Here is a 24,775-nt window from a genome sequence, read left to right as displayed (position 1 = left end):
TTTGGTCTAGTGGCGCAGAATGCACGCCTTATTTGTCGAGGCCCGTAGCGTTAGATACTGTTACAGAGAGTAGGTTGTCACCGTGTTTTGTTTAAGTGACCCTGTATCAGTGAAAAATAACAGTGCGAAACCGCTAGCAGGGGCCCCGTTACTTTTGTCTATATATTGGGATCCCAATGCAAGATACTGTTACTGAATTTCGCCAATTAGATCTGGCTGAAAACATTCTTTCTGCTCTTGACGCAATCGGCTTTGTAGCGCCGACTCCTATTCAGGCAGCTTCGATTCCCCTTCTACTTACCGGTGTTGATGCACTGGGTAAAGCACAAACAGGCACCGGTAAAACAGCAGCATTTTCTCTGCCACTGTTGAATAAGCTGGATCTGAAACAACACAAACCACAAGCCATCGTTATGGCTCCAACTCGTGAACTGGCTATCCAGGTAGCAGCTGAAGTTAAGCAACTAGGTCAAAATATCAATGGCCTGAAAGTGCTTGAGATTTACGGTGGTGCTTCAATCGTTGATCAAATGCGAGCGCTGCGCAGTGGTGCTCACATTGTTGTTGGCACCCCTGGCCGTGTTAAAGACCTGATTAATCGTGAACGTCTGCAACTGGACGAAGTTCATACCTTCGTTCTGGACGAAGCTGACGAAATGCTGAAAATGGGCTTCGTTGACGACGTAACCTGGATCATGGAACAAGCACCAGCATCAGCGCAACGCGTGCTGTTCTCTGCAACCATGCCTCCAATGGTTAAAGAAATTGTTGACCGCTTCCTGCGCGAACCAGCACGTATCGACGTAGCTGGCAGCAACCGTACTGTTGAGAAAGTTGAACAGCAGTTTTGGGTTGTTAAAGGTGTTGAGAAAGATGAAGCAATGTCTCGTCTGCTTGAAACTGAAGAAACTGATGCGTCTATCGTATTCGTTCGTACGCGTCAGGATACCGAGCGCCTGGCTGATTGGCTGAGCGCGCGTGGCTTCAAAGCTGCTGCGCTGCACGGTGATATTCCACAGTCACTTCGTGAGCGTACTGTTGACCATATCAAACGTGGTGTAATTGACATTCTGGTAGCGACCGACGTAGTCGCACGTGGTCTTGATGTGCCGCGCATCACTCACGTATTCAACTACGATATTCCGTTCGATGTTGAGTCATACATCCATCGTATCGGTCGTACCGGTCGTGCGGGACGTGCAGGTAAAGCAATCCTGCTGGTTCGTACTAACCAAATCCGTATGCTGCGTACTATTGAGCGCGTAACTTCTACTCGCATGGAAGAAGTTCAACTTCCACTACGCGATAAAGTTGCTGAAGCACGTTTGGCTCGTCTCGCTGCTGATCTGGCAGAGCAGAAAGAGTCTGATAGCCTGGAAGCATTTGTTGGCCTGATCGAGAAACTACAAGAGCAAATCGAAGTTGATACTGCAACGTTGGCGGCTATGCTGCTTCAACGTCAGCAAGGCAAACGTCCTTTGTTCTACAACGGTCCAGATCCAATGATCGCGGCCATGGAACGTGATAGCCGTCGCCGTGAATCACGTCGTGATGACCGTGGACCACGTGATCGTTCAGATCGTGGCGAGCGTCGCAGCTACAATGCAGCAGACTGGGACACTTACCAGTTGCAAGTTGGTCGTGACCAGGGCGTTCAGGTGAAAGACATCGTTGGTGCTATCGCAAACGAGCTGGGTCTTGAGAAGCAATTCATCGGTTCAATCAAGCTGGCTACAGGTCATACCTACGTTCAGCTGCCAAAGAAAATGCCTAAAGAAATTCTGGGTCAACTGAAGCAACTGCGTATCCGCCAGAAAGCAACTGACGCCCAACTGGTTGAAGGTCACGTAGACATGTCTCCACCACGTCGTCGCAATGGCGGTGACCGCAACGGTGGTGATCGTGGTCAACGTCGCTTTGATGACCGTGGCTCTCGCGGTGGCAACCGTGGCGAAGGTCGTGGTGACAAAGGCGGCCGTCGTTTCGACCGTGACCGCGGTGGCGATAAGCGTTCGTTCCGTGGAGAGCGCCGTCACGCAGACGCATAATTAAACTGCCTCACTTTAAAAAATCCAAAAGCCCGCTTAATGCGGGCTTTTTTATGTTTACAGCTTCCGCGACATCTTGTGTCAATTTAGACTTTCGGGTGTGAAGAATCGATTACATGTGTGCTTGCTAAAGTAATGGACGATGTTCCAATCATTGGGACGAGGCTGTTTATTTTGTGCTGCTATATTCTTGAAACAGCAAGCCGAAACTGGGCATTATTCATATAACCCACACAATCGATATTGTTTAGATTGGGTGGGGATATACCCAAGTCGTCTCAATTTGTTCTGACGAGTAATATCCATCGTCGAGGTGGGTGAGGTTGTTTGGGTATATGTTGTTTCCCTGTTTGAGGACTGTTTTATGCTGAACATGCAGTTTGATAAGCGGGTGATCATTAACACCAGCGATATGGATTGGCAATCTTCATCGGTAGAGGGCGTTTATCGCAAGCCTCTTTCTCGGGAAGAAGCCGAGCGAGGGCACGCCACCAGTATTGTAAAGTACTCTCCCAAATCTTCCTTTCGCCATCATGAACATCCATTAGGCGAGGAGATCCTTGTCCTTGATGGCGTGTTTTCTGACGAAACCGGTGATTACCCAGCAGGGACTTATCTAAGAAATCCTCCCGGTTTCTCACACACCCCTTTTAGTTATGTTGGTTGTACTCTATTAGTCAAACTCCATCAGTTCTCTGCGAATGATCATCACAAAGTGTGTATCAATACCTTGCATGAAGAAGGCTGGATTAAAGGGCAGGGGCGCCTGTTAATGAGGCCTCTGCACGAATTCAATGGTGAGCAGGTTGCCATGATCAAATGGCCAGCAGGACAACACTTCTTCAGTATTTCGCATTTCTGTGGTGAAGAGGTGTATGTCTTACAAGGGGAATATCGGGATGAGTATGGAAAATATGGACCCGGGACCTGGATTAGAAATCCACACATGTTCGAGTACAACCCATACGCAGAAGAAGACACCCTTCTTTGGGTAAAAGTTGGACATCTTCCATACCCAGGAGTGGTCTAGAAAAGTGGATGTATAGATTATCCAACTACAGATAAGAGGATTGCATATTTTATTGATTTGAGCGTAAAAATGAGACAAATGTCAATCCGCTATATCGCTAGTATAGTGGTTGAGTGTAAGGCTCGAATGTTCGAGCTTTTTCTTGAAAATGCCTCAGTGGCGACAGGATATGACGAACCCGGATGTTTCAGACTCACAGCCCTCCTCAGATGCAGTTTTTTGAATTTGCACCTGTACCCATGGTTCTATTGAATGAGCTCGGCGAGATCATTCAAAGCAATCTCGAGTGTCAACAGTTGTTCCACGTTCAGCCCGATCATACAAACATCGATGGCTATTTGACCGCGAGCGCTTGGAATGAAGCAGTAAGATATTTCCAGGTTGTTTCTAACTCCTCCCATTGCGAACCGTTTACGAAATTAGTTCGGCTCTCGCGCAGCAAAGACATTTACGTGCTGAAAGTGAATTTAGTCAACACCGTTCCTACGAATGCCTTTATTGCTGCACTTACCCTTTACCAGCAGGACGATGAATTAAATGAAGCACTGCAGGCGAGGCTACCGATGGGTATGGTGCGTGTCGATCCAGAAGGGCGGTTTATCAGCGTTAATCCCGCGTATCAGACATTACTTGGTTATAACGATGATGACTTGTTGCAGCTCACCGAGTTTGATTTAACTTATCACTCTGATGCAAATAGCGAGAAACCACTGCGGGAAAACATCACCTTAGGTGCTGGCAATCAGTATAGAGTGGACAAACGCTACATCCACAAAAATGGTCACCAAATTTGGGTTCGCACCTTTGTGTCTTCTATTTTGTGTAAGTACACCAACCAACAACAATTTCTGATTGCGGTACTGGATATTCATGAAGAGAAACAGCTTCAGGAAACTATCGCTACGTCAGAGAGGCGTTTCCGGGCTATAGCCGAGAACGTTAGTTCGGTTGTTTGGATCTCCTCGGCTGATCCTTTGCGTTTGTTTTACGTGAACAAATGCTACGACACTATTTGGGAAGAAAAAGTCGAAACGCTCTACAGCGACCCTCACGCTTTTCTCGCCAAAATCCACCCGGCAGAACGAAAGATGGCGGAGAGTACACGATTTTCGTCATCCACTAATTCATGGAATATCAATTATCGATTGCTTTTCGAAGATGGAAGAGTGAAGCATATTCGCGATAGCGGTAACTGTGTTTTTGATGGTAATGGTGAGCTTCTTTATCGTGTAGGCACCCTGACCGACATCACTGCTGAAATCGAACAGCGTGACACCGTGGTTGTGATGGCAAAGAAACTTCGTGAACTTGTGGAGTATGACTCTCTTACAGGTATTAAATCACGTCATGCGATCATGACCGACATTCAAGAAGCCTATCAGGAGTATGATCGGGTAAGTGAGCTTTCAGTACTGGTATACATCGATGCGGACGGGTTTAAAAACATCAACGACTCATACGGCCATGACGTAGGTGACGAAGTATTGAAAGCCATTGCTGGTCATCTTACTTCTAATATTCGTGATTCTGATGTTGCGGGCCGTATCGGTGGTGATGAATTTGTTGTGCTATTAAGGCATACCGCAAAGGCTGAAATTCCGCATATCCTCGAGCGCTTGAAATGCGATATTGAATGTGAAGGCTTACCGGAAGGTATCAATGTTTCCATCAGTCTTGGTGCAATTGAACTGTCAGAGAAAGTTGTTTCGGCAGAACAATGGCTTAGCGAAGCAGATAAAACGATGTATCAACATAAGCGTGCCCGCAAAAAAAATCGTCTCAGTCGAAAGCATTAGATAACGCTGTGATGCGTCTATCCCTCGGTTTTCCTGTTTAAATTGGGGAATGTCGCTCAAAATCTCGTACTTCTAGCCACCTAACTCCCTGAAACTTGGTGTTCATATCCGTGTTAATCCCAGTGTGACGCAACGACAAACTTCATTCTTCTCAGACTTTTTTCTGATACCCATCGGCTGTTTTATAAATGAGACAGATGAGTGTAACGCTTCCAAGTATTCTCTTAGTTGAATAACAGGGGGAATGGCAATGCAGAGTGTTGTAGAGGTATTTGGTACCGCGCTAGCCAGCTATTACAACGGCAATAAATCAGGGAAACTCATTGTTAGGGAAAACAATGGCACATCTGTGATCCCAACATCCGACTTCTTCCGTCGCCCGGAAGATGTTGCCACTGACAGAATAGCTCTTTCTTATTGTCGCCGCAGCGTATTGAACGTTGGCGCGGGTAGTGGAGAGCATTCTCTCTACCTTATCGCCAAAGGTATCAAAGTGACGTCGATTGATAGTTCACCTATTGCTTGCGCAATTATGCATCAGCGCGGCGTCCCATCAGTGATTTGTGGTCATCTGTTTGATCAGCACCCAATGTTTGATCGCACCTTTACCTGGTTGGCACTTCGCGGAGTGATAGGGCAGTTGGGTAATATTCGCAACTTCTTTCATTTTCTCAATCTGGCGCATCGGAATTTGTATCCAGGCGGCAGGTTGATCTTGAGTTCAGAAAACCTTCGTTATGAGGGCTATCGCACGCGTCATTTAACGTTTGAATTTGACGGGAGAGTGAGTGAAGAAGCGCCGTGGTTTGATATCGGCATGTCTACGCTCCGAAGAGTGGCTGACAGTCATCACTTTAACTGTCGCATCGTTTACTGTGATGACAGCAACAAGTACGTGGCTTTGCTGACAAAACGGTAAACGAGAATTTTCCCAAATGAGTTAGGAAAAATGGGGCTTTAAAGCCCCATTATTTTTGAATACTTATCAACGCAATCAACAAAATGCGCTCGTTCATTTTCATCTGAAATGTCTTTTGCCTGCTGCGCGAGTGTACTTCTTTCTGCCAATGCATTTTTAACCTGCCACACCGAATAAGCTGCTTGCTTATCGAGTTCAATTTCTTGTTTTTTATCTGGTGGCAGCAATGCAAGGTTGTGGCTCATAGTAACTCTCTCTTTGTCATGATTTGCCCAGAATGAAATGAACGACCAGGCAGGGCGATAACATAGCGAAGAGCACCAGTTTCGACAAGTGTTTACGCCGCACTTACGCTTCGCTGACATTGAGAAAAGGCTTCACCGATATGATTTTCTATATGGAGAGGTAGGTAACAAGCGGGGATTTATGGAATTTACCTATCATGATAGGCAAACACTTTATGACGCGTGGATGTCTTACAAAGCGAAGTTGCGAATAACCCAAATCGAAATGGCTAAACGCCTTGGGGTGAGTCAGTTGGACTTCTCAAAGACCATGCGCGGTGATGTTCCGATGGATAGAAACTTCGTTTTCCGTTTCTGTAAAGAGATGGGGTTGGATCCTGGTAGCTCATTACCCAGTCTAAAAGACAACAAAAAAATCATGAACAACGGACCCATCGTGGTAAGAACCTCTCTAACCGTTGATGGCACCATTGCCAAGGTCGAATATTCAGGCGACCAAGTGTTTATCGAATACGTGAAAGAAATTTAAAAAGCCGTCCTTCGGGACGGCTTTAGTGTTGATGGATACGAGAGATTTTACTTCGTTACCATCTTAGAGATTTGTTTTGCTTTCTCTTCGTCTGACAGATTAGACGGAGGAGGAACCAGAATGCCTTTTTGACAAGCAGGCCTTTCTGCCAATTCGTCCACCCAACGTTGGAGATGCTCCAGACCGGAGATATCAACGCCGCTCCATTCATGGATCCTCACCCAAGGCCAGGTCGAGATATCTGCAATTGTGTATTCGTCACCAGCCAGATAACGATTGTTAGCCAATTGACCATTCATGACTTCGAACAGGCGACGCCCTTCGTTTTGGTAGCGCTCGATCGCAGCTGGAATTTTCTCAGGGAAGTAACGATAGAAGACATTAGCCTGACCCATCATTGGCCCAACACCACCCATCTGAAACATCAACCACTGCAGCACTTGGCTTTTCTTCTTTGGATCGGTAGGAAGGAATTTTCCCGTTTTCTCTGCGAGATAAATAAGAATTGCACCTGACTCGAAAACTGCGAAGTCATCGTTGTCTTTATCAACAATCGCTGGAATACGTCCGTTGGGGTTAATCGCCAGATATTCCGGTTTCTTCTGATCTGCGGCCATCAAATCAAGCGCTTGGTACTCGTAAGGCAGCCCCATTTCTTCAAGGGCAATCGATATTTTGTAGCCATTTGGCGTGCCTGCGGTGTATAGCTCAATCATTGGTTCAATCCTTTTTATTTCGACTGTGCTTCGATGAATGCTTCTCGTTGACTGACTTGTTCATACCAACGCTGAATAGAAGGCATGCTGTCATCAATATGAATATCAATGTTCTTTATAAAATCCACCATGATATAAGCGGAAATATCTGCGACGGAAAAGTGTTCCCCAGCCAAATAGGTTGATTGGGTAAGCCTTTCTTCCAGTACCGGCAAAAACTCGATATTTCTTAGCTTACTTTCTTCGCCCCAGGCCTTGATACAGCGCTCACGGTCACTGTATATGCCCGTCAGGTTCCGGAAAGCTTGGAAGGCAGTGAAGAGACCTTGAAGTTCGACAATTCGGTTCCACATTTCAACTTGTCCGATCTCGGTTGGCGTAGAGCCGAATAAATTGTGATCTGTTGGGAAAGCAGCATCCAAGTAACGGCATATCGCAATAGACTCGCAGATCGTTGTCCCATCATCTAATTCTAAGAAAGGGATGCGTCCATTCGGACTCATGGCTTTGAACTTGTCTGTTAGGTTTTCGCCTCCACGAATATCAACATGCACTGAGGGTATATCAATTTTCTTTTCAGCAAGGAAAAGTCTAACGCGCCTTGCGTTAGGAGCGGGTGCAAACTCATGTAGTTTCATGGAGATTCCTTTTGTTGTTTTCCCTAATTGTCTACTCAGCTAGTTTGAGTCGTTGCGAGTGGTAGCCAAACCGTGACATTCACGCCTTTGCCATCTGGTCGATTGGCTATCGAGAGCCGCCCTTGATGGAACTCTGCCACCAATCTGGCGACATACAATCCTAAGCCGAGATGTGGCTTGTCTGATTTACGCTTTTCTTCCCGAACAGAGACCATGGAACCGAGTAATTGATTTCCCATATTTTCAGGCAATTGAGGTCCAATGTTAGAGACTGTGATGCGTGCCATATTGTCGTGAATAAGCAAGTACATCTCGACATTGGTGTCTTGCTGGTGGAACTCAACCGCGTTGGCAACCAACTTATCTAAAAGCTGTGCAATGTACTCAGGTACGCCGGACATCTGGTAGTTGCCGTCTTTAATATGTAGGGTGAAACCTTGATCCGGGTAGGCATATTCGTAGCCTTGTATACAGCCGGATACCACTTTGTCGAGTGGAAACTCAATGTGTTCGGCATGTTCAAAACTCTGCTCAAGACGGGTTGCTTCCGTCATACTCGACAGAATAGTTGCCAATCTTGTGACGCCATCCTGAGCTCGCTCAATGTAACGAAGCTGGTCGTCTTCCTTGGTAACAAATACCAGGTTTTCAAGCGAAGACCTGACAACGGCGACAGGTGTTCGCAGTTCGTGGGATAAGCTAGAAGACATCTTCTCCAGATAGGCATTGTAGTCGGATAGGCGCGTTACCATTGTCGACAGTGTGCGGGACAAATCTCCAATCTCGTCTTTGCTGGTAGCAGGCTTCAGTTGATGTAACACGCGTCCTTGCGGGTCGATGGCGCTCTCTGCATCGTCGCGTAGTTTTCTCACGCGACGTGATATATGTGACCCGAAAAGTAGCAGCACGACCACACCGGTACAAATGACGGCAAGTAGGACATTAAACAATTGCTCAAGCGCTTTATTGCGTAATGTTTTGATCCCTTTTGTTGTTTCTTCAACCACAACAGCGCCAACCACATTCGAACCCACTCTCACCGGATAGGCTGCTGAGAGGATTGTAGTACTTTCATCCGGTGTCAGACGCCAATTGGCATAAGGACGTCCTATGAGTGCCTGCTGAACTTCTACGCCGCGGAAAACAGCGGCATTGTGCATCGCATCGATAATTTTCTCAGGCGGACGCTCCAGCAAGCGGTAATAGAAGGGGTTCAGAATGTTGTTTTGAATCCAGCCCATTATGCCTGTCGGTTCTTCATGGTATTTAATGGTGGTTTCCCAAACCCCGTTTGCTGATTGAAGATCTCCGGCTTTGGCCAACACGCGTCCATGTTGATCGACAACCCAAACCCTAGAGCTTCCATCGTTCATTCTTTCTAGCACTTTCTCGATATCAGGAGATGGAACGAGAAGGGTACCCAGAGTCTCGGCACTGCGCGGGTTTGAGGTGGCGAGAATAGTTTCAACATCCCGATTGTAAGGGTCAGTCACATCGTAATAGGCGAAACTGAGCTTTTCACCGACAAGCCAATCTGGAATAGCCAGTTCAATGACGTAGCCTTGTGCAGTTTCCTGCCACCAGCCCCGAATCGCTTCTGAAGGAAAATTATGCTCTATATCTTCTATTGTATTTTCAATAAGGTAGATGTCGGCACTTCCACTTTTTGTAGTGGTGACGCCGTAACGTTTAAGCTCGCCTTGTGGGGTTGTTAAAGTGACCACCAAGTGGTCATTTCGGTCGATCCGTGCTGTATTTTCACGCCGAAGGATAGGTGAATTGTCGATGACATCAATCAGTGCATATAAATCATCACCGTCGCTCGCCATGATCAAATCGAAGTTCAGTTCATTTGATTGATAAGGGGACCGGCTGAAAATTACGTGGGCGTCGGCATAGTTGACTCTGTGTTTTTTATAGCGCTCCCAATCCAGCGTAGAGCCATCAATATCGATGGGGGATTCCAGCGCCACAGCATAGAGATCTTTTCCTTCTTCCAGCCGCGGTTTGGTCTTTTGCTGGCGCTCAAACAATTCAGGCTGTTGATTCAGTGCCATTGAGAAAGCACGGGCAGACCCCATCAGGGTTTGCTCCTGACCTTGTCTGAGCACATTTTCAAGTTCCCAGACATAGTTGTAACCAATAAAGGGTAGTAAGAGTAAAAGCCCGCTCAGCAATACCACTTTTGTTCGGATGCCTGATATCCAGCGCCACACCTTTTCGGTTACTGCCTTCATTTTGTGCTGTCCCAGCGATAACCCATGCCATAGACGGTGTCGATATGGTCAAACGTGCTATCCAGAGCGATGAATTTTTTGCGTATGCGTTTGATATGGGAGGTAATTGTGCTGTCATCAACCACCACGTGCGCTTCTTGCATCAAATCCTGGCGGCTTCTCACATGCCCGGGACGCTTTGCTAGGGCATGGACCATCCAAAACTCCGTCACGGTGAGATCCACCGTTTGATCTTTCCATTTCACCTGCATGCGGTTGAGATCAAGAGTCAGGTTTTCGCGCTCCAATAAAGATTCTGTCTGTGTCGATGCTAGGCTGAGTAATTCGCTGCGACGGAAAAGAGCGGCGATGCGCGCCATCAGGTGAGGGAGGCTAATGTCTTTTGTTAGATAGTCATCAGCACCCATTCGCAGGCCGACAACCGTGTCTATATCGCTGTCCCTTGCGGTAAGGAAAATGATCGGAAGGGTGGCAGACATAGCTCGCAACGATTGGCAAAGCTGAAACCCACCATCAATTTCATCCTGAAGACCGATATCAATGATCGCCAAATCCGGAAGGCGTTGCTTAAAACCTTCTTCAGCATCAGGGCGGTTGGCATAGGTAGATACGGAATAACCTTGTTTTCGCAATACATCTGCATAGTTTTCGCGAATGGCAGGTTCGTCTTCAACAATAGCGATACGTTTCATTTTTACTCAAGTAATCAAACAGAAGATGGTTTGACTATACCGCAAATTGCGCCTTGAAAAAGGGGATGTCACTGATTCAGGGTAAAAGCCATTTTTTTGCCACAATTGCCCCGAGCATTGCCTTTTTTGTTCCCAGCCCGTGCCATTTTGCCTTGTTTTAATGACCTCATCGAAACAACGAACGGGTTCTCCCTTCACAACCTGAAATGGATGAGGAAATAACAATGAACAAGATGAATAAAACACTGGCTGCAATCTCTCTGGTATTCCCGATGACTGTTTCTACGGCTTTTGCCGCAGACCAAACGCTGCAACCTGAACGTGACCAAACGACAGAAATGATTGGCTTCGGTGGTGGCGCTGCGTTAGGTGCTGTCATCGGTGGACCTGTTGGTGCGGTAGCTGGTGCCATCGTAGGTGGGCTGATCGGTCAGGTAGCCAGTATCGACGAGCAAAGCGAGCAGCAAGCGATGGTGATTGCAGACATCAGCGAGCAAAACGCGCAACTGGAAACCTACCGCTCGCTGTATGCGGAAAACGAAATTGAGTTAGCGAAATTGAAAGCCAAAATGAACGAGAAAGAAATCGCGATGGAATTAGCGATGGATATTCAATTCCGCACTAATTCATCAGAAATTGAGCCACATTTCCGGTTGCAGCTCGATGAAGTGGCGGCTTTGATGCGCCAGCAACCTGATGTGCAGTGGGATTTAGAAGGACATGCCGATGTGCGTGGTGATGAAGAATACAACCTGAAACTCTCTCAGCAGCGTGTTCAGGCTGTCTATGACTACTTGGTTGAGCAGGGTGTTGCTCCTTCGCAGTTGGCTCAAAGCGCATTTGGCAATCAACTGGCGCTTGAAAAAGAAGGTGACCGCGAAGGCTACTTCTTTGACCGCCGCGTGAGCCTGCGCTCTGTATCGGATGCAATGCCTACGGCAAACAATCAGTAAAAGGAGCTGGAGATGATTATTCGTCCGGCAACATTGGAAGATGCAGAGCGTATTAATGCGCTCTGCCATACCCTTGGCTACCCTTCTGAACTCGGAGGCACCGAGCATCGCTTAGAAAAGATCATGATCCAGCCGAGGGATGCACTGTTTGTGGCTGAGCTATGCGACATGGTGGTGGGTTTTATTGCCGTGCATACCGTTGATGTGGTTCACGATGATATGCCTTGGGGAAGAATTTCATCCATGGTCATTGATGAAAACTTTCGAGATATGAGTATTGGCAAGCAGTTACTCGAACATGCTGAAACCTACCTTAAAAAACAAAACTGTCACCGTATTGAAGTAACCAGTCATATTAGTCGCGAAGAGGCGCATGGGTTTTATCTTCACTTAGGTTACCGCATTACGCCCCTTCGGTTTATTAAACTACTGGCTCAACGTGTGCTGGTTGTCGCGAGTTAAGCTACTTCGCCATGGCCTGTTCATGCTTAAGCAACCAGGCCTTGGCTTCGAGCCCCCCAGCGTATCCTGTCAGCTTTCCGTTCTTTCCAATGACCCGATGGCAGGGAACAATGATTGCGATGGGGTTCTGTCCATTTGCAGCGCCGACAGCACGTGACGCTTTTGGCCTGCCTACTTGATTGGCGAGCTCTCCATAGCTAAGCGTTTCACCGGCTGGAATTGATTTAAGTGCTTTCCAGACTTCACATTGGAACGCGGTACCTAACAGATCTAATGGCACATCAAATTCCACCGCCTCACCAGCAAAATATCTATCCAATTGTGAAATGATGGACTCGAAAGGTTTGCGGTCGATGACTTCCTCGTCAGATACCGGAATGTCGTACTTGTATTCAGGTAATGAAAGAGAAGTCAGTCCTTGATCGGAGGCTGTTAGCGTAATCGTGCCGAGAGGAGACGCGTATTCATAACGGTACTGTTTCATAGGATATCCTTACTCATTTCCCGCAATGGAAGCAGTTTGAACTGATGTGTTCTTTTCGGTGAATGCGAGAGCTTGATAGCTTCTCCAGGGTTTGGCCGAACTTGTAAGCGCTTTGCCAAGCAATTCATCGTCTGAAATGTCAGGAAGGCTTAACCCCCTAAGACGTGCATATGAATATTGGGCTTGGGTCAGATATGTTGATGGCGAAGATTCTGGCCATGGTTCGTGTTTAAAGTGTTCACAAATGTCAGCCCAATGTTTTTGGAAACCTGCCTGATCTGAATTAGTGACGTCGGATAACGGGTTAGCTTGCTCACTAAGTACAGGACATGTGACTAAACTTTCACCTAAATAGGCTCTTAAGCCTGCTTCTTCCATATTCCAACAGCCGGGAATGCGCAAACCCAAAGATCTATCCTTAGGTGCAGTTTTCCGTAATGTTTCGTCAATGACATCTGGGTTGGCATCCAAGTCCAAAAGGTGGCGAATGCGGTTGACGACTTGGTAAAGAAACTTTGGATCCTCGAGTTCAATTTCTACCTGAAACGTATTTTTCCCTTCTTGCAACGTCGCGGTAAAACTACCTTGTTTTCCCTGATGGACGAAGCGTCTTCCGTAGCTATTATCAGTGAGCCACTCAAGACCTGCAATAATGCGAGGCGCAATAAAACGCTTGAATGCATCCCAACGGTAAGGAGGGCGAAAGCTCATGCTAAGCGTCATTGCTTCATGACTTTTTAAATCCTTACGGCGCACTTGAGTGGGTGAAAGAGAAAGCTGTTGTTGAAAGCAGTCATTAAAGCGCCGCACACTGTTAAAGCCTGATGCAAAGGCAATGTCAGAGACAGATAATTGGCTTTCGTGTAGCAGCTTTTTTGCAAAAAGGATTTGTTGGTATTGGGCATATTGCTTTGGTGAACAGTCAAGCGATTCAGTAAAGAGTTTACGAAGATACCTATCGCTCACACCGAGTCTGTCAGCCAATTCAGGAATGCTATGTTCATGTAGATAGCATTCCTGAATTAAATTCAAAGCACGTCTAAGCGTGGTTTCTTTTCCCATCCAGGCTGGAGAGCCAGGCGCACTATCTGGGCGACAACGCAGACAGGGTCGAAACCCCTGGGCTGCTGCTTCGATGGCAGAGGAATAGTAGCGAACGTTCTCTTCTTTCGGAGAAGGTGCGGGGCAAATCGGTCGACAGTAGATTCCAGTTGATATCACGGCAGTAAAAAACAGTCCATCAAATCGGGCATCTCGGGAAAGTCTGGCTTGCTGACAGGCGGTAGTGTCCAACATTATTTCTGAGCCTTGATGAGAGTTTCTATTAACATATCATCATGAATAAAAGGTATTAGCCAGAAACGGAACTGAATAGACGACAAGTTCGAACTCTAGGAAAGAAAAAGGGCCGCGAAAGCAGCCCTTAATGTTCGTTAATCCGAAGGATTATTTGTTTAGGTATGCACAAGCAGTCAAGAACGCTTGCTCTTGAAATTGCTTAAGGCCTACTTCTTTCAGCGAAACCTGAATAGGGTTGCGCTTCAGTGATGCTTTCATTTCAGAAGAGTTGAATACTTCTGCTTCAATCCCATCAATAAGTTGTAGTGCTGCTTCCATTTTGAAGCCTAGCGCGCTGCCCGCGAATTTACCCTTAGTAGGACGCTCACGGATAATAATCTTTTCAATTTTATAGTCTTCGATCAGCTTGGTGAATTGCTTTTGGAAGTTGCGGATCTGCTCGGCACTTGCCGCATCAGTCATCGTAAACTTTCGCGCGCGACACTCAGGCACTTCAAATAGACCTTGATTAGATTCCAGCAGGCAAATGTTCGCTTCGTTGCTTTTTAGATCGACAGCACAAATACGCATTTTTTCAGTTCCACAAGTAAAAGAGCCGACAAGTATAAGAAAAACTGTCGGCTAGGTCATGAAATAAAAAAGAGAAGTGGTGTGATTGGTGAAGAATGGAACGATTACCGGAACTCGGCGAAATCTGTTTTCAGTTTAGCTTCCGTTAAACCGCGTATGATTTTTAGATCTGGCCTTTTCTTGAGGTCGATATATTCCACTTCGCGGAAAGATTCTGTTCTTGCTGAGTAGAAGAGTTTGACGGTTGGCGTCATCAAATCATCTGGGTTCTCTTCACAAACCAGTCCGACTCGGCCATTGCTTAGCTCAACGACAGATCCAATCGGATAGAAGCCGACGCAACGGATAAATTTCTTCAGCAGATCAGAGTCCAGATGGAAAGGAGTGAGGCCGATCATGATCTTAAATGCTTCAGAAGGTGAAAGGGCGGGCTTGTAACATCGTTCTGCGGTCAATGCGTCATAGATATCAACAATGCATGACATGCGGCCAATGAGCGTCAGTTCGTCGCCCTTTAAACCGTTCGGATAGCCATTCCCGTCAATTTTTTCGTGGTGCATGACGCTGACATCTTTACTCAGTTTAGGTAGGTCGATCATGCTGTCCAAAACAGGTTGTGACAATGTTTGGTGTTCCTTCATGTGAAGGAATTCTTCATCGGTCAGTTTTCCTGGTTTGTTGAGCACTTCATCACGCACCAAAATTTTACCGATGTCGTGAACAAGTCCACCGATCGCCAACTCTTCCAAAGTTTGGCGGTCAAGTTCAAGATAACGGCCAAAGTTCACTAAGTGGAACGCTACATTCATTGAGTGTTCAAGCAGATAGGCACTTTTTTCGCGGATACCGCTGATCCAAAGCACAGCATCGCGTCGCTCGAAGATGTTTTCTACGATGTCTGAACTGACTTGCTTGACGGGTTCGATATCGACGGGTTTGTTTTCGTAGACATCATTGAGAAGCTTACTCAGCTGTTTCTTCGACTTATCTACGAGTTCTTTTGCCGCGCCGAATTCATCGTTGCCTTTGATGGAGGAGTGTTTTCCTACCTTGGTCTCGCGGTACTGAATGTCTTCGTCTGATGTGATCTGGTCGGCGTCAATATAAACGAAGAGCACACCTTTCTCACGCAGGTTATCAATGGTTTCCTTTCGTCTGATGAAGCCCGGCTTCTTCATTTTCGTGCGGGCGCGTTGAGACTCGATCTGTTCAACATACATACCGATATCAACTCTATCAATGGCGACTTTCTGCAGCATTGATGCTTGCTCCGTTAAGAATCATTCGTAATAGGTTTTTGCTTTTTAAGCCACGCCATGCTGTAAAAGTAATTGGGTGAACTACGTTATTGATGAATATAATTATATACAATATGCGACTTTACGATTCGATAATGAGACTCGTCTGTCAGTAAAGTTTACAGTTCATCGAGTGTAATTCTGTATGCTCATCAATCTATGGAGGTTTATTCTTCTATAGGTCAATGAATCTTAGGGATTAATTGTATGAAATACTTCTCGAGGTATTGGCGCGGGGAATGTTTAAGTTCAGCCTGCAACCACAACAAAAGCCTTTCGGGCTACTCGAAAACAGCATGGCTTTAAGGTTGCATGTATTCTAAGACCCTAATTGTTAAATGCAACAATTGTCATGTATCTCAATAACGCAAAGCACTAGGTCACTCGCATTTTATATTTGCCCTGTATGGTTGTTCTCGTTAGAGTGCGTCTCTCCGCGTTTTTAGCAACTCGAGTTATTCCATGCAAATTCTAAAAACCAGCTTTCACCCAGATGTTCTTCCACTTGAGGGGAAGTCCACTTTCCACCGACGCGCCGCCCGTGCAATCGTTGTTAAAGAAGACATGATCCTGCTTCTGTTTACTGAGCGCTATCATGACTACTCATTGCCAGGTGGTGGCGTTGACGAGCATGAAGATGAGGTGCAGGGTTTGGTTCGTGAATTGGGCGAAGAGACTGGTGCGAAGAATATTCGAAATATTCGCGAATTCGGCGCTTATGAAGAATACCGACCATGGCACAAGCCGGATTTCGACGTGGTACATATGCTGTCTTATTGCTTCTGGTGCGATATTGATGAAGAACTCGGCGAAGTGTCGCTCGAAGATTACGAAGTAAAAAATGGAATGCGCCCTCTGTGGGTTAACATTCATAAAGCTATTGCACACAACAAAGAGACGATTATCAGTAGCGATAAGCAAGGCCTTTCTATTGAGCGGGAAACGTACCTACTGGAGCTTATCGTCAAAGAATTAGGCTTGTAAGCATCTGATCAGAAAGGGTTGGATAACCAGCCCTTTGTTGTTTGTTTAGAACTAACTAGTAGCGGTAGAAAAGCGTAAAGTTAACGTAAGCACTGAAATCGCGATCTGACTCTTCAAATTGCTTGGATTGACCGGTAACAGAGGCGACAGCTCCCCAATTGCGCGAGTACCACGCGACGCCACCTGAAACGGCGGCCTGTGTGTTCTCCACATGAATATCATCGTTTCCGGCAGGCTTGTCACCTTCAATGGTAATGTCGTCAAAGCGGTATCTTGCTTCTACTGATGTGAAGAAAAACATGCCATTTTCACTGTGGCTTAGCAACCCGACATCAACCGCATTGCCCGGTAATACAGAGGTCGAACCAAAGGTATTTGCTAGGTCAAAACCAATTCGATATGTACCGCCAATGGCGACGTCACTTTGGAAATTTCCCCCCTGGCCACGTCCAAACACGCTGAACTCACCAATTGGGCTTCGTGTGATGAGTTGATGCGCCTCAAGCCCCGCTTGATACACAAACTCGTTGTCAATTTGGTATTCCCAACCTTTGGGGTCGGGAGAGCCGACAATTTCGTGGACGACAGACTGAGCGTTGTCGGAATTTGAATCAGGGCCGACCATACCAAGCATAAGGCTTCCTTTAAATGCGTTGATATCGGTTTGGTGATAAACGCGGCCCATACCATAGACTAGACCAGCATAAGGGCGCTCATTCGGTTGTGGCGTGGTGAGCTCAATATCTGAAGGCGTCCACATTTGTGAGCCAATTTCGAGACTGTACCCAATCACGCTTGGGTCAGATGACCAACGAAGGAAAAGACCACTGGTGTAATCCCGGTCTGTACCTAATGCGCCATCATTGTCGATAGAGAATGAAACAGTGGCAGCTTGGGTTGTGGTGCTCAACAGAGGTAAAGCGAAAATCGCTGCGCCAATTAATCTGCGTGACAACATAACGTCCTTTGTATTATTTAATAGCGACTTGGCTCATGCTATACCATTCGCTAGGGTCTTACGACGGCGAACTATAAGGAGAGTGATTTGCTACAGATAAATGAAGTAATAGTCAGTGCTGAATGGTTAAGAGATAACCTAGGTTCGCCAAAGCTGAAGTTGGTGGATGCCAGTTGGTTTATGCCGGGCACTGATAGAAATGCTAAATCAGAATGGATGACAAAACGTATCCCCGGCGCGGTGTATTTTGATTTTGATGGCGAGATTTACGACAAAGCTTCTCCACTCCCACATATGTTGCCAACAGAAAACCACTTTGAAACCGCCGCTGCGGGTTTGGGGATCAATAACGATGACCATATCGTTGTTTATGACACGGTAGGTATATTCTCTTCTCCGCGAGTGTGGTGGATGTTTAAAGTCATGGGCCATGAAAACGTAGCATTGCTAGATGGGGGCATGCCTGCTTGGGAGACTATTGGAGGTAGGGTGGATTCAGATGAGCCTGAATTCAAGACTGTAGGCTCATACAAAGCGCACATTGATAAAGAAGGTATGATTGATGTACAAGCCTTATTGGCTGGAATCGAATCAGACTCGCTAAACGTTATTGATGTACGACCTGCAGATCGTTTTACTGGGAGTGTCGCTGAACCAAGGCCTGGAGTGAGAAGCGGGCATATGCCTAATGCGAAGAACTTACCTTTCCCCGTTTTGACTGAAAATGGCAAGTTCAAGACGAAAGAAGAACTTACAGCGTTGTTATCACCAGTACTCTCTGAAACCAAACCTAATGTTTCCTCCTGCGGATCTGGCGTGACCGCATGTACGTTTGCGTTAGCAGCAAAATGGGCATTGAATGCCAAAGTCGCGGTTTACGATGGCTCCTGGAGTGAATGGGGTAGTAACGAAGAGCTACCCGTCGTCAAAGACTGATTAACACATCGAGATATTCTGGTGTTCGAATGAGCCCTCGCTAAAGCGAGGGCTTTTTATGTCTGCTGATCTAAGAAAATCTAGGATGTTGTCAGTGTGTGAATGAAACGATGTAAAATTCGACGTGTATTGCATAATTTCCATGCAACAAAAATGAAAACTAAGATTGAAGGGTGGAAGGGATCAAAGTTGAAATGGTATACAAGGTGTAAGCAGATATTAATGGTTACAAAGTGTTAACAATGTGATAAGAGTGGAGTCATGTTGTTGATTAATCTACACGGAGCAGCAACGTGACGAATCAAATCGCTATGACTACAAATAACGTTTTACTCCCGGAGCGCATTCAGAAACTTGTACACGCCCTTTCTAATGGTGTGTATGAGAGGGAGAACACTATTCGTCTTTGTCTGCTTGCAGCACTCAGTGGTGAAAGTGTTTTTCTGTTGGGACCTCCAGGTATCGCCAAAAGCTATATCGCTAAACGCTTGATTGAAGCCTTTGATGACAGCCGCTTTTTTGAATACCTTATGACCCGCTTTTCAACGCCTGAAGAGGTGTTTGGCCCACTTTCGATTCAGGAACTCAAAGACAACGGTAAGTATGTACGACTAACCGATGGCTATTTGCCAACTGCAGACGTCGTGTTTCTTGATGAGATCTGGAAAGCCGGTCCCGCGATTCTTAATACCTTACTGACCGTCGTTAACGAACGGGTTTTTCGAAACGGAAGCGAGGTGCTGCCGGTTCCGATGCGTCTTCTGGTGACAGCATCCAACGAGCTTCCTGAACCCAATAGCGGTTTAGACGCGCTGTATGACCGCATGCTGGTGCGAATCTTCGTCAACCGTATTCAGGAAAAAAGCAATTTCAAACGCTTGCTGACCGGCGATAGCGGCGAGGCTGAGATTTCCATCGGCAGTGATATTTCTATCAAAGCTCATGAATACGAACAGTGGCAGCGTCAGATCGACAACGTTTCGCTTTCTGATGATGTTTTCGAGAAAATCTACGCTTTGAAAATGCTTCTCGAGAGAGAAGCTGAGGAAGAAGGGAACAACTTCCCATCAGAAGAATTGTACATTTCAGATCGTCGATGGAAGAAGGCAGTTCGTCTTCTCAAAGCAAGTGCATTCTTTAACGGGAGAAACGACGTCAATCCAGTTGATCTTTTGCTACTTCAGGAATGTTTATGGCATAGCCCTGAATCGCGCAATGTGGTGACAGATGTAATGCGGCGGTTTGCGCAGGAAATCTGTTTTAGTCAGCAAGAGGCACTGGCCATTGCGAATGAAGCAAACGAAGACAGTCGAGAGCTTGCTGAAGAAATCAAAGATGTGTTGGGCCACACTGCAGACACTGAGCTTTCAATGCGCAAAGAAAAGAACCGCATTGATTTAAGCGGTGCGCGTCGCTATTCGATCAATATGGCGAATAACCTTGTGAAGTTCGTGATGTTAGACTCCAACCCTTCGGTGTCAGAAAAAGAAAAGGGTGACAGCCGTTGGGTATATGTTGATGCCAATGAGTTTGAAAAGAAAATAAAAAATGGCGTATGCGAAGTCTATGGCTATGTGAACAAGAACCCGAATCTATGCATGTTGAAATTTGATGTCGATGGCGAGCATCGTCTGGTAATCAAAGACATTGCGAATCGACCTGTCCCTGTCGCAATCGTTGGTATTGATGATAACGACCCAGATACCTTTTCGGAGTGGCAAGCGCGTAATGAAGCATCCATTGCTAAAATTGATGATGCGAAGCATCTAATTCGGGTTGCCCGAACGCAAATCAATGCAGCTTTACCTCATCACTTTGCTAATTCAGATTTGTTGGAACTGTTAGCAAACAGCATTACGGATGCGGAAGAGACGTTGCAGCGTCAAACGACCAAGTTTGAAAAAAGCGCATTCAGAACACGAATGTTAACCGAGTATTTTGAGTAAGGAGGCGTTATGGTAAGTCCAGAAAGCCTCCATCTAGGTATGATGTTGGCGGAAACCGGCATGCTGGAACATGCTGTCACAGAAGTAATGGCTAAACCTCAGCTCCTCGTGATGACGGAGGCCAGTCCTTCTGCCAAGTCTGCTGTGCGCCAGCATATCCGCAAATGGCGCCACTCTGTTAAGCGCCGCCTTAGCACAGATTGCATTACCAGTGACTTAAAACAAGAGATACAGCTATATCAAGAAGCTGTCGCTCTGCCGCAGCAGGATTTTGCCAATCAGGCAAAGTTGATCTTCAGAAAGTTAGAAGGTAAATCAGCTTTCTACCTTGAAGCCCGAAGAATGCTCGAGAAGAACATTGCAAAAGAGACCCCTATGTTTCAGGCGTATTTTTGCAACAAGTGGTACGAGCATTTAGCCAGTGCGATCCAACAAGCCCAACAAAAAGAGTTAGAGGCTCATAAAGATAAATTATTGAAAGAACTCTACCAACGTATAGAAACTTACAAGACGCTCGAAAATGTTCAGGAACACGGCACCATCGAAAAGGTCGGCCGCCTGTGGGACTTGGCTTCTTCGAAAGTGACACAAACTGACGTCGAGCTACTGAAACGTTTTGTGGCGTTTCTGAAAGAAAACAAAGATCTGCAAGATATCGCTGAGAAGCTTGGGCGTATGGCGAATGAAGTGGATGATCCATCGCTGCATCGTTCTCCTGCCGAGGAATTGAAGTTAGTTGAAGAGCCTGACGACAATGTCGCTGATGATATTGTCGGTGTTCACCAAAGCGACAACCTTGAGCGAATCGTCCCGAATGAAACGATTTTCCTCGCTGAGCCTGCCCTGGAGATCCTTTTCTATAAGCACTTTGCCGATAAACGGTTGCTGACATATCGTATGCAGGGTATGCAACGCACGTTACGTAAAGTGAAGTCCTTCAAACCAGCCTGTAAACAGGTAGAAATAGAAAAAGGACCTTTCCTGATTTGTGTAGATGCTTCTGGTTCAATGAGTGGCTTTCCTGAGCAGTGTGCAAAGGCAATGGCTTACGCCCTGATGCAAATCGCTGTAAAGGAAGATCGTGATTGCTCTGTGATGATTTTCTCAACTGACCACATCACCTATGAGTTAACCGGTGAAGATGGTTTGAAAGAAGCGTTAAACTTCCTGTCTTATTCTTTCCATGGCGGAACAGACTTAGCACCCGTCCTGAACCATTCCATTGATTTGATGGGAACAGACAAGTATCGCAACGCAGATCTTGTCGTGATTTCCGATTTCATCGCTCCGGTACAACCAAAAGAAGTGCAGGACAAAGTGGATATGTTGAAACAGCAACACAACCGCTTCCATGCCATCAATCTTTCAAAATATGGAAACCCTAAGTTGATGGAAATGTTCGATCATACATGGGACTACCATCCGTCGTTAGTGGGTAGGTTGCTTAAACGTTTCTAGTCTCCCTCTCGCGCAATAGTACATAGATAAAGCCCCGGATTTCCGGGGCTTTATCTTTTAATCCTTAAGAGCATCAATGGGTTCGCTCAGAGAACGCTAGCTTTAAACCCAAGGCAGCAAAACTGCCAGCGAATACTCTTTGCAACGCGACCGTTAAACGTTCTGAATTGATGATGTAATCTCGTACTGACGCCGCTAGTGCACCATAAACCAGAAAGACCACAAACGTCATCGCCATAAAAATACTTCCCAACGCCAACATGTTAGTAGTGGGAGAAGCCACTTGAGCAGGAACAAACTGAGGTAGGAAAGCCATAAAGAAAATCGTGAGTTTAGGGTTGAGTATGTTCATCAGGCAGCCTTTAACGGCTATGCCTGTCATACTCATCGGCTCTTTTTCTTCACTCAGTGACAAAGCACTGCTTGAGCGCCACATTGTCCAGGCAAGGTAAAGCAGATAAGCCACCCCGACGTATTTCACAACCTGAAACGCTAACGCACTGGTATGCAGAATAATGGCGAGACCTGTAATGCTGGCAAGCATGGAAGGAACAATACCCACTGTGCAGCCTAAAGAGGCCCAAATCGTTGCTCTAGAGCCGAGAAACAACCCCATCGAAACGGTATAAAGCACACCAGTTCCGGGAATCAGCACAACGACCAGAGAGGTCATTAGGAACTCTAAACTAACCATCATTTCCTTCCTTTCTAAAATAGGTCTGCAGCCTCTAGTCACTAGACTATGTCGCCAATCGACTTAATTTACTTGCCGTAGGTTTGAAACCTTGCCAAATACTTCCACATGAAAACAAGAGGGCAGTCGAAACTGCCCTTCAAGATTAATCTGTCCAGATGTCACTCAGCTTAGTAGTAAGCTGTCGTCGGCAAGCTCCTCACCACGGACTTTGCTGAACATTTCCAGTAACTGCGGAACACCCATATTGGCGCGCTCTTCACCTTCGACATCCAGAACAATTTCACCTTGGTGAAGCATCACTGTTCGATCTCCACATGCCAGTGCATCTTTCATAGAGTGAGTCACCATCAGCGCCGTCAAACCAAACTCTGTGATGACTTTCTTGGTAAGATCGATAACGAAAGCAGCCATACGAGGATCTAGCGCTGCTGTATGCTCATCCAACAAGAGCAGCTTACTGTCAGAGAGCGTCGCCATGACTAAGCTAACTGCCTGACGTTGACCACCTGAAAGCAAGCCAATGCTGTCGCCAAGACGGTCTTCCAGACCCAATCCCAAAATCGAGATACGTTCTTTGAAGACTTCACGGCGTTTTCCGGACAAAGCAAGGCTCCAACCACGCAGACTTCCGCGCTTATAAGCCAACGCGAGGTTTTCTTCTATGGTCAAAGAGGCACATGTACCTGCGAGTGGATCCTGAAAAACGCGGGCGGCGAGGGCAGCGCGCTGGTGGACCTGCTGTTTAGTCACATCAGTTCCATCAATAATCACGCGGCCGCCAACCATCGGCGTTTCACCGGAAACTGCGCCAAGTAGGGTGGATTTACCTGCACCGTTAGAGCCAATAATCGTTAGAAATTGGTTTTCAGGAACAGTAAGCGAAACGCTGCGAAGGGCTCGGTTTTCAAGCACTGTACCGGGGTTGAAGGTAACTTGAATGTCTTTAAGTTCGATCATTTCACCGCCCCCGCTTCTTTCATCTTTTTGTTCTTCTGGTACTGCTGTTTTGCTTTCGGTGCGACCAACGCCAGCGCTACCAGCACCGCGGTCACAAGGTTCAGGTCGGAAGCCTCCAAACCGAACATGCCAGAGCTAAGCGCGAAAGCCACGGCCAAGCGGTACAAAACGGAACCAAGAATAACGGCGACGACAGCTACCCAGACTTTGCGTCCTGGCAGCAAGGTTTGTCCAAGGATGACGGCTGCGAGGCCAACAACAATGGTACCTACACCTGAGGTCACATCAGCAAAGCTGTTGGTTTGGGCAAAAAGGGCGCCTGAGAAACCAACAAAGCCATTTGATAATGCGAGGCCAAAGTAGGTATAAAAGGCAGTGCTTGCGCCTTGTGCTTTCACCATGCGGGCATTGACACCAGTCGCTCTCAGACCCAAACCAAAGTCACTACTGAGTAGGCGAATAACAAACAGCGCACTTAGTACAACCAGCACGAAAACCACCAGCGGGCGGGCGTAAACAGGGTCGATACCCATGTTTTCAAATGGAGTAAGAATCGTATCCACGCCTAATAAGGCGATGTTTGGGCGTCCCATGATACGAATGTTGATGGAAAAAGCGGCAATCATCGTCAGGATACTGGCCAGTAGGTTCAAGATGCCGCATTTCACGGTAAGAAATGCAGTGATCAAGCCCGTCATGGAACTGGCAATGATAGCGGCAAAGGTGGAAATCCAAGGATCAACGCCGGAAACGATAAGCGTGGCTGCAACAGCAGCTCCCATTGGGAAGCTGCCATCGACAGTCAGATCCGGGAAGTCCAAAACCCGGAAAGTCAGATATACGCCTAGAGCAACCAGGCCATAAACCAGACCTACTTCCAGCGTGCCAAAAAAGGCAATTGAGGTCATGTACTGCTCCTGACG

The 24,775-nt window shown here is 46.6% G+C and carries 24 protein-coding genes; 11 read left to right on the top strand and 13 right to left on the bottom strand.

Going from position 1 to position 24,775, the window contains the following annotated elements; all coding sequences use genetic code 11:
* Positions 1-176 precede the first annotated feature (176 nt).
* The 4 genes from K6Q96_RS20950 to K6Q96_RS20935 all read left to right on the top strand — a co-directional run bounded on the left by K6Q96_RS20950 (position 177) and on the right by K6Q96_RS20935 (position 5,793).
* A complete protein-coding gene (locus tag K6Q96_RS20950; RefSeq protein ID WP_251879806.1) occupies positions 177-2,048 on the top strand; it encodes a DEAD/DEAH box helicase in 1,872 nt (623 codons plus the stop codon).
* Between the two features lie 364 nt (positions 2,049-2,412).
* Positions 2,413-3,078: a cupin domain-containing protein gene (locus K6Q96_RS20945; protein ID WP_251879805.1), complete on the top strand. Its 666-nt coding sequence runs from the start codon at positions 2,413-2,415 to the stop codon at positions 3,076-3,078.
* Positions 3,079-3,260: 182 nt separating this feature from the next.
* Complete coding sequence (locus tag K6Q96_RS20940; protein ID WP_251879803.1) at positions 3,261-4,874, top strand: sensor domain-containing diguanylate cyclase; 1,614 nt, start codon at positions 3,261-3,263, stop codon at positions 4,872-4,874.
* Positions 4,875-5,124: 250 nt separating this feature from the next.
* On the top strand, positions 5,125-5,793 hold the full coding sequence (locus K6Q96_RS20935) for a methyltransferase domain-containing protein (RefSeq protein WP_251879801.1): 669 nt from the start codon (positions 5,125-5,127) through the stop codon (positions 5,791-5,793).
* Between the two features lie 38 nt (positions 5,794-5,831).
* Here the strand turns inward: K6Q96_RS20935 and K6Q96_RS20930 are convergent, their stop codons facing one another.
* On the bottom strand, positions 5,832-6,038 hold the full coding sequence (locus K6Q96_RS20930) for a DUF3283 family protein (RefSeq protein ID WP_251879800.1): 207 nt from the start codon (positions 6,036-6,038) through the stop codon (positions 5,832-5,834).
* Positions 6,039-6,219: 181 nt separating this feature from the next.
* Here K6Q96_RS20930 and K6Q96_RS20925 point away from each other — a divergent pair, with 181 nt between their 5' ends.
* On the top strand, positions 6,220-6,567 hold the full coding sequence (locus K6Q96_RS20925; RefSeq protein ID WP_251879798.1) for an XRE family transcriptional regulator: 348 nt from the start codon (positions 6,220-6,222) through the stop codon (positions 6,565-6,567).
* 47 nt (positions 6,568-6,614) lie between these two features.
* Here the strand turns inward: K6Q96_RS20925 and K6Q96_RS20920 are convergent, their stop codons facing one another.
* Genes K6Q96_RS20920 through pdsR form a run of 4 tightly spaced genes read right to left on the bottom strand, consistent with a single transcriptional unit; the run spans position 6,615 to position 10,850 of the window.
* Positions 6,615-7,283, bottom strand: a complete 669-nt coding sequence (locus K6Q96_RS20920; protein ID WP_251879795.1) for a glutathione S-transferase family protein — start codon at positions 7,281-7,283, stop codon at positions 6,615-6,617.
* Between the two features lie 14 nt (positions 7,284-7,297).
* Entirely contained in the window at positions 7,298-7,921 is a 624-nt protein-coding gene (locus tag K6Q96_RS20915; RefSeq protein ID WP_251879793.1) for a glutathione S-transferase family protein, read from the bottom strand.
* 35 nt (positions 7,922-7,956) lie between these two features.
* A complete protein-coding gene (gene pdsS, locus K6Q96_RS20910) occupies positions 7,957-10,158 on the bottom strand; it encodes a proteobacterial dedicated sortase system histidine kinase (protein WP_251879791.1) in 2,202 nt (733 codons plus the stop codon).
* Positions 10,155-10,850 (bottom strand): proteobacterial dedicated sortase system response regulator, encoded by a 696-nt coding sequence (pdsR, locus tag K6Q96_RS20905; protein ID WP_251879789.1) that lies wholly within the window; start codon positions 10,848-10,850, stop codon positions 10,155-10,157. Before pdsR ends, pdsS begins: the two co-directional genes overlap by 4 nt.
* 224 nt (positions 10,851-11,074) lie before the next feature.
* Here pdsR and pdsO point away from each other — a divergent pair, with 224 nt between their 5' ends.
* Both pdsO and K6Q96_RS20895 read left to right on the top strand, forming a co-directional pair.
* Entirely contained in the window at positions 11,075-11,803 is a 729-nt protein-coding gene (gene pdsO, locus K6Q96_RS20900; protein WP_251879787.1) for a sortase-associated OmpA-like protein PdsO, read from the top strand.
* A 12-nt stretch (positions 11,804-11,815) separates the two neighbouring features.
* A complete protein-coding gene (locus tag K6Q96_RS20895; protein WP_251879785.1) occupies positions 11,816-12,265 on the top strand; it encodes a GNAT family N-acetyltransferase in 450 nt (149 codons plus the stop codon).
* Between the two features lies 1 nt (position 12,266).
* Here K6Q96_RS20895 and K6Q96_RS20890 read toward each other — a convergent pair whose 3' ends face one another.
* The 4 genes from K6Q96_RS20890 to K6Q96_RS20875 form a co-directional block, all read right to left on the bottom strand.
* Positions 12,267-12,749, bottom strand: a complete 483-nt coding sequence (locus tag K6Q96_RS20890; RefSeq protein ID WP_251879783.1) for a methylated-DNA--[protein]-cysteine S-methyltransferase — start codon at positions 12,747-12,749, stop codon at positions 12,267-12,269.
* Positions 12,750-12,758: 9 nt separating this feature from the next.
* Positions 12,759-14,045: a bifunctional transcriptional activator/DNA repair enzyme AdaA gene (locus K6Q96_RS20885; protein ID WP_251879781.1), complete on the bottom strand. Its 1,287-nt coding sequence runs from the start codon at positions 14,043-14,045 to the stop codon at positions 12,759-12,761.
* A gap of 150 nt (positions 14,046-14,195) precedes the next feature.
* Entirely contained in the window at positions 14,196-14,618 is a 423-nt protein-coding gene (locus tag K6Q96_RS20880) for a DUF3010 family protein (RefSeq protein WP_251879779.1), read from the bottom strand.
* Positions 14,619-14,722: 104 nt separating this feature from the next.
* Positions 14,723-15,877, bottom strand: a complete 1,155-nt coding sequence (locus K6Q96_RS20875; protein WP_251879777.1) for an HD-GYP domain-containing protein — start codon at positions 15,875-15,877, stop codon at positions 14,723-14,725.
* A gap of 501 nt (positions 15,878-16,378) precedes the next feature.
* On the opposite strand from K6Q96_RS20875, the gene K6Q96_RS20870 reads away from it, so the two are divergent.
* Complete coding sequence (locus K6Q96_RS20870) at positions 16,379-16,900, top strand: NUDIX domain-containing protein (RefSeq protein ID WP_251879775.1); 522 nt, start codon at positions 16,379-16,381, stop codon at positions 16,898-16,900.
* A 55-nt stretch (positions 16,901-16,955) separates the two neighbouring features.
* On the opposite strand, the gene K6Q96_RS20865 is transcribed toward K6Q96_RS20870, so the two are convergent.
* Complete coding sequence (locus K6Q96_RS20865) at positions 16,956-17,858, bottom strand: lipid A deacylase LpxR family protein (protein ID WP_251879773.1); 903 nt, start codon at positions 17,856-17,858, stop codon at positions 16,956-16,958.
* Between the two features lie 87 nt (positions 17,859-17,945).
* Here K6Q96_RS20865 and K6Q96_RS20860 point away from each other — a divergent pair, with 87 nt between their 5' ends.
* From K6Q96_RS20860 to viaA, 3 genes are all read left to right on the top strand, one after another.
* Entirely contained in the window at positions 17,946-18,794 is an 849-nt protein-coding gene (locus K6Q96_RS20860; protein ID WP_251879771.1) for a sulfurtransferase, read from the top strand.
* 311 nt (positions 18,795-19,105) lie between these two features.
* Positions 19,106-20,740 carry an AAA family ATPase gene (locus tag K6Q96_RS20855; RefSeq protein WP_251882366.1) on the top strand — a complete coding sequence of 545 codons (1,635 nt, stop codon included), beginning with the start codon at positions 19,106-19,108 and terminating at the stop codon, positions 20,738-20,740.
* A 9-nt stretch (positions 20,741-20,749) separates the two neighbouring features.
* Positions 20,750-22,198, top strand: a complete 1,449-nt coding sequence (viaA, locus tag K6Q96_RS20850; protein ID WP_251879769.1) for an ATPase RavA stimulator ViaA — start codon at positions 20,750-20,752, stop codon at positions 22,196-22,198.
* A 73-nt stretch (positions 22,199-22,271) separates the two neighbouring features.
* On the opposite strand, the gene K6Q96_RS20845 is transcribed toward viaA, so the two are convergent.
* From K6Q96_RS20845 to K6Q96_RS20835, 3 genes are all read right to left on the bottom strand, one after another.
* Positions 22,272-22,895 (bottom strand): LysE family translocator, encoded by a 624-nt coding sequence (locus tag K6Q96_RS20845; RefSeq protein ID WP_251879767.1) that lies wholly within the window; start codon positions 22,893-22,895, stop codon positions 22,272-22,274.
* A 162-nt stretch (positions 22,896-23,057) separates the two neighbouring features.
* Complete coding sequence (locus K6Q96_RS20840) at positions 23,058-23,852, bottom strand: ABC transporter ATP-binding protein (protein WP_251879764.1); 795 nt, start codon at positions 23,850-23,852, stop codon at positions 23,058-23,060.
* Positions 23,849-24,760 carry an ABC transporter permease gene (locus K6Q96_RS20835; protein ID WP_062664361.1) on the bottom strand — a complete coding sequence of 304 codons (912 nt, stop codon included), beginning with the start codon at positions 24,758-24,760 and terminating at the stop codon, positions 23,849-23,851. The genes K6Q96_RS20840 and K6Q96_RS20835 overlap by 4 nt, the downstream gene beginning before the upstream one ends.
* Positions 24,761-24,775 lie beyond the last annotated feature (15 nt).

The sequence above is a fragment of the Grimontia kaedaensis genome (assembly GCF_023746615.1).
Classification (GTDB): domain Bacteria; phylum Pseudomonadota; class Gammaproteobacteria; order Enterobacterales; family Vibrionaceae; genus Enterovibrio; species Enterovibrio kaedaensis.
This window is presented reverse-complemented; position numbering and strand designations above follow the sequence as displayed.

Excerpts from the sequence above, each read along its gene's own strand:
- K6Q96_RS20865 (WP_251879773.1), bottom strand. The coding sequence starts at position 17,858 with ATGTTGTCACGCAGATTAATTGGCGCAGCGATTTTCGCTTTACCTCTG.
- K6Q96_RS20945 (WP_251879805.1), top strand. The coding sequence starts at position 2,413 with ATGCTGAACATGCAGTTTGATAAGCGGGTGATCATTAACACCAGCGAT.
- K6Q96_RS20930 (WP_251879800.1), bottom strand. The coding sequence starts at position 6,038 with ATGAGCCACAACCTTGCATTGCTGCCACCAGATAAAAAACAAGAAATT.
- K6Q96_RS20880 (WP_251879779.1), bottom strand. The coding sequence starts at position 14,618 with ATGCGTATTTGTGCTGTCGATCTAAAAAGCAACGAAGCGAACATTTGC.
- K6Q96_RS20835 (WP_062664361.1), bottom strand. The coding sequence starts at position 24,760 with ATGACCTCAATTGCCTTTTTTGGCACGCTGGAAGTAGGTCTGGTTTAT.
- K6Q96_RS20845 (WP_251879767.1), bottom strand. The coding sequence starts at position 22,895 with ATGATGGTTAGTTTAGAGTTCCTAATGACCTCTCTGGTCGTTGTGCTG.
- K6Q96_RS20950 (WP_251879806.1), top strand. The coding sequence starts at position 177 with ATGCAAGATACTGTTACTGAATTTCGCCAATTAGATCTGGCTGAAAAC.
- K6Q96_RS20920 (WP_251879795.1), bottom strand. The coding sequence starts at position 7,283 with ATGATTGAGCTATACACCGCAGGCACGCCAAATGGCTACAAAATATCG.
- pdsO (WP_251879787.1), top strand. The coding sequence starts at position 11,075 with ATGAACAAGATGAATAAAACACTGGCTGCAATCTCTCTGGTATTCCCG.
- K6Q96_RS20885 (WP_251879781.1), bottom strand. The coding sequence starts at position 14,045 with ATGTTGGACACTACCGCCTGTCAGCAAGCCAGACTTTCCCGAGATGCC.
- K6Q96_RS20870 (WP_251879775.1), top strand. The coding sequence starts at position 16,379 with ATGCAAATTCTAAAAACCAGCTTTCACCCAGATGTTCTTCCACTTGAG.
- K6Q96_RS20935 (WP_251879801.1), top strand. The coding sequence starts at position 5,125 with ATGCAGAGTGTTGTAGAGGTATTTGGTACCGCGCTAGCCAGCTATTAC.
- pdsR (WP_251879789.1), bottom strand. The coding sequence starts at position 10,850 with ATGAAACGTATCGCTATTGTTGAAGACGAACCTGCCATTCGCGAAAAC.
- K6Q96_RS20840 (WP_251879764.1), bottom strand. The coding sequence starts at position 23,852 with ATGATCGAACTTAAAGACATTCAAGTTACCTTCAACCCCGGTACAGTG.
- K6Q96_RS20855 (WP_251882366.1), top strand. The coding sequence starts at position 19,106 with ATGACTACAAATAACGTTTTACTCCCGGAGCGCATTCAGAAACTTGTA.
- viaA (WP_251879769.1), top strand. The coding sequence starts at position 20,750 with ATGGTAAGTCCAGAAAGCCTCCATCTAGGTATGATGTTGGCGGAAACC.
- K6Q96_RS20925 (WP_251879798.1), top strand. The coding sequence starts at position 6,220 with ATGGAATTTACCTATCATGATAGGCAAACACTTTATGACGCGTGGATG.
- K6Q96_RS20890 (WP_251879783.1), bottom strand. The coding sequence starts at position 12,749 with ATGAAACAGTACCGTTATGAATACGCGTCTCCTCTCGGCACGATTACG.
- K6Q96_RS20940 (WP_251879803.1), top strand. The coding sequence starts at position 3,261 with ATGTTTCAGACTCACAGCCCTCCTCAGATGCAGTTTTTTGAATTTGCA.
- K6Q96_RS20915 (WP_251879793.1), bottom strand. The coding sequence starts at position 7,921 with ATGAAACTACATGAGTTTGCACCCGCTCCTAACGCAAGGCGCGTTAGA.
- pdsS (WP_251879791.1), bottom strand. The coding sequence starts at position 10,158 with ATGAAGGCAGTAACCGAAAAGGTGTGGCGCTGGATATCAGGCATCCGA.
- K6Q96_RS20895 (WP_251879785.1), top strand. The coding sequence starts at position 11,816 with ATGATTATTCGTCCGGCAACATTGGAAGATGCAGAGCGTATTAATGCG.
- K6Q96_RS20875 (WP_251879777.1), bottom strand. The coding sequence starts at position 15,877 with ATGCTGCAGAAAGTCGCCATTGATAGAGTTGATATCGGTATGTATGTT.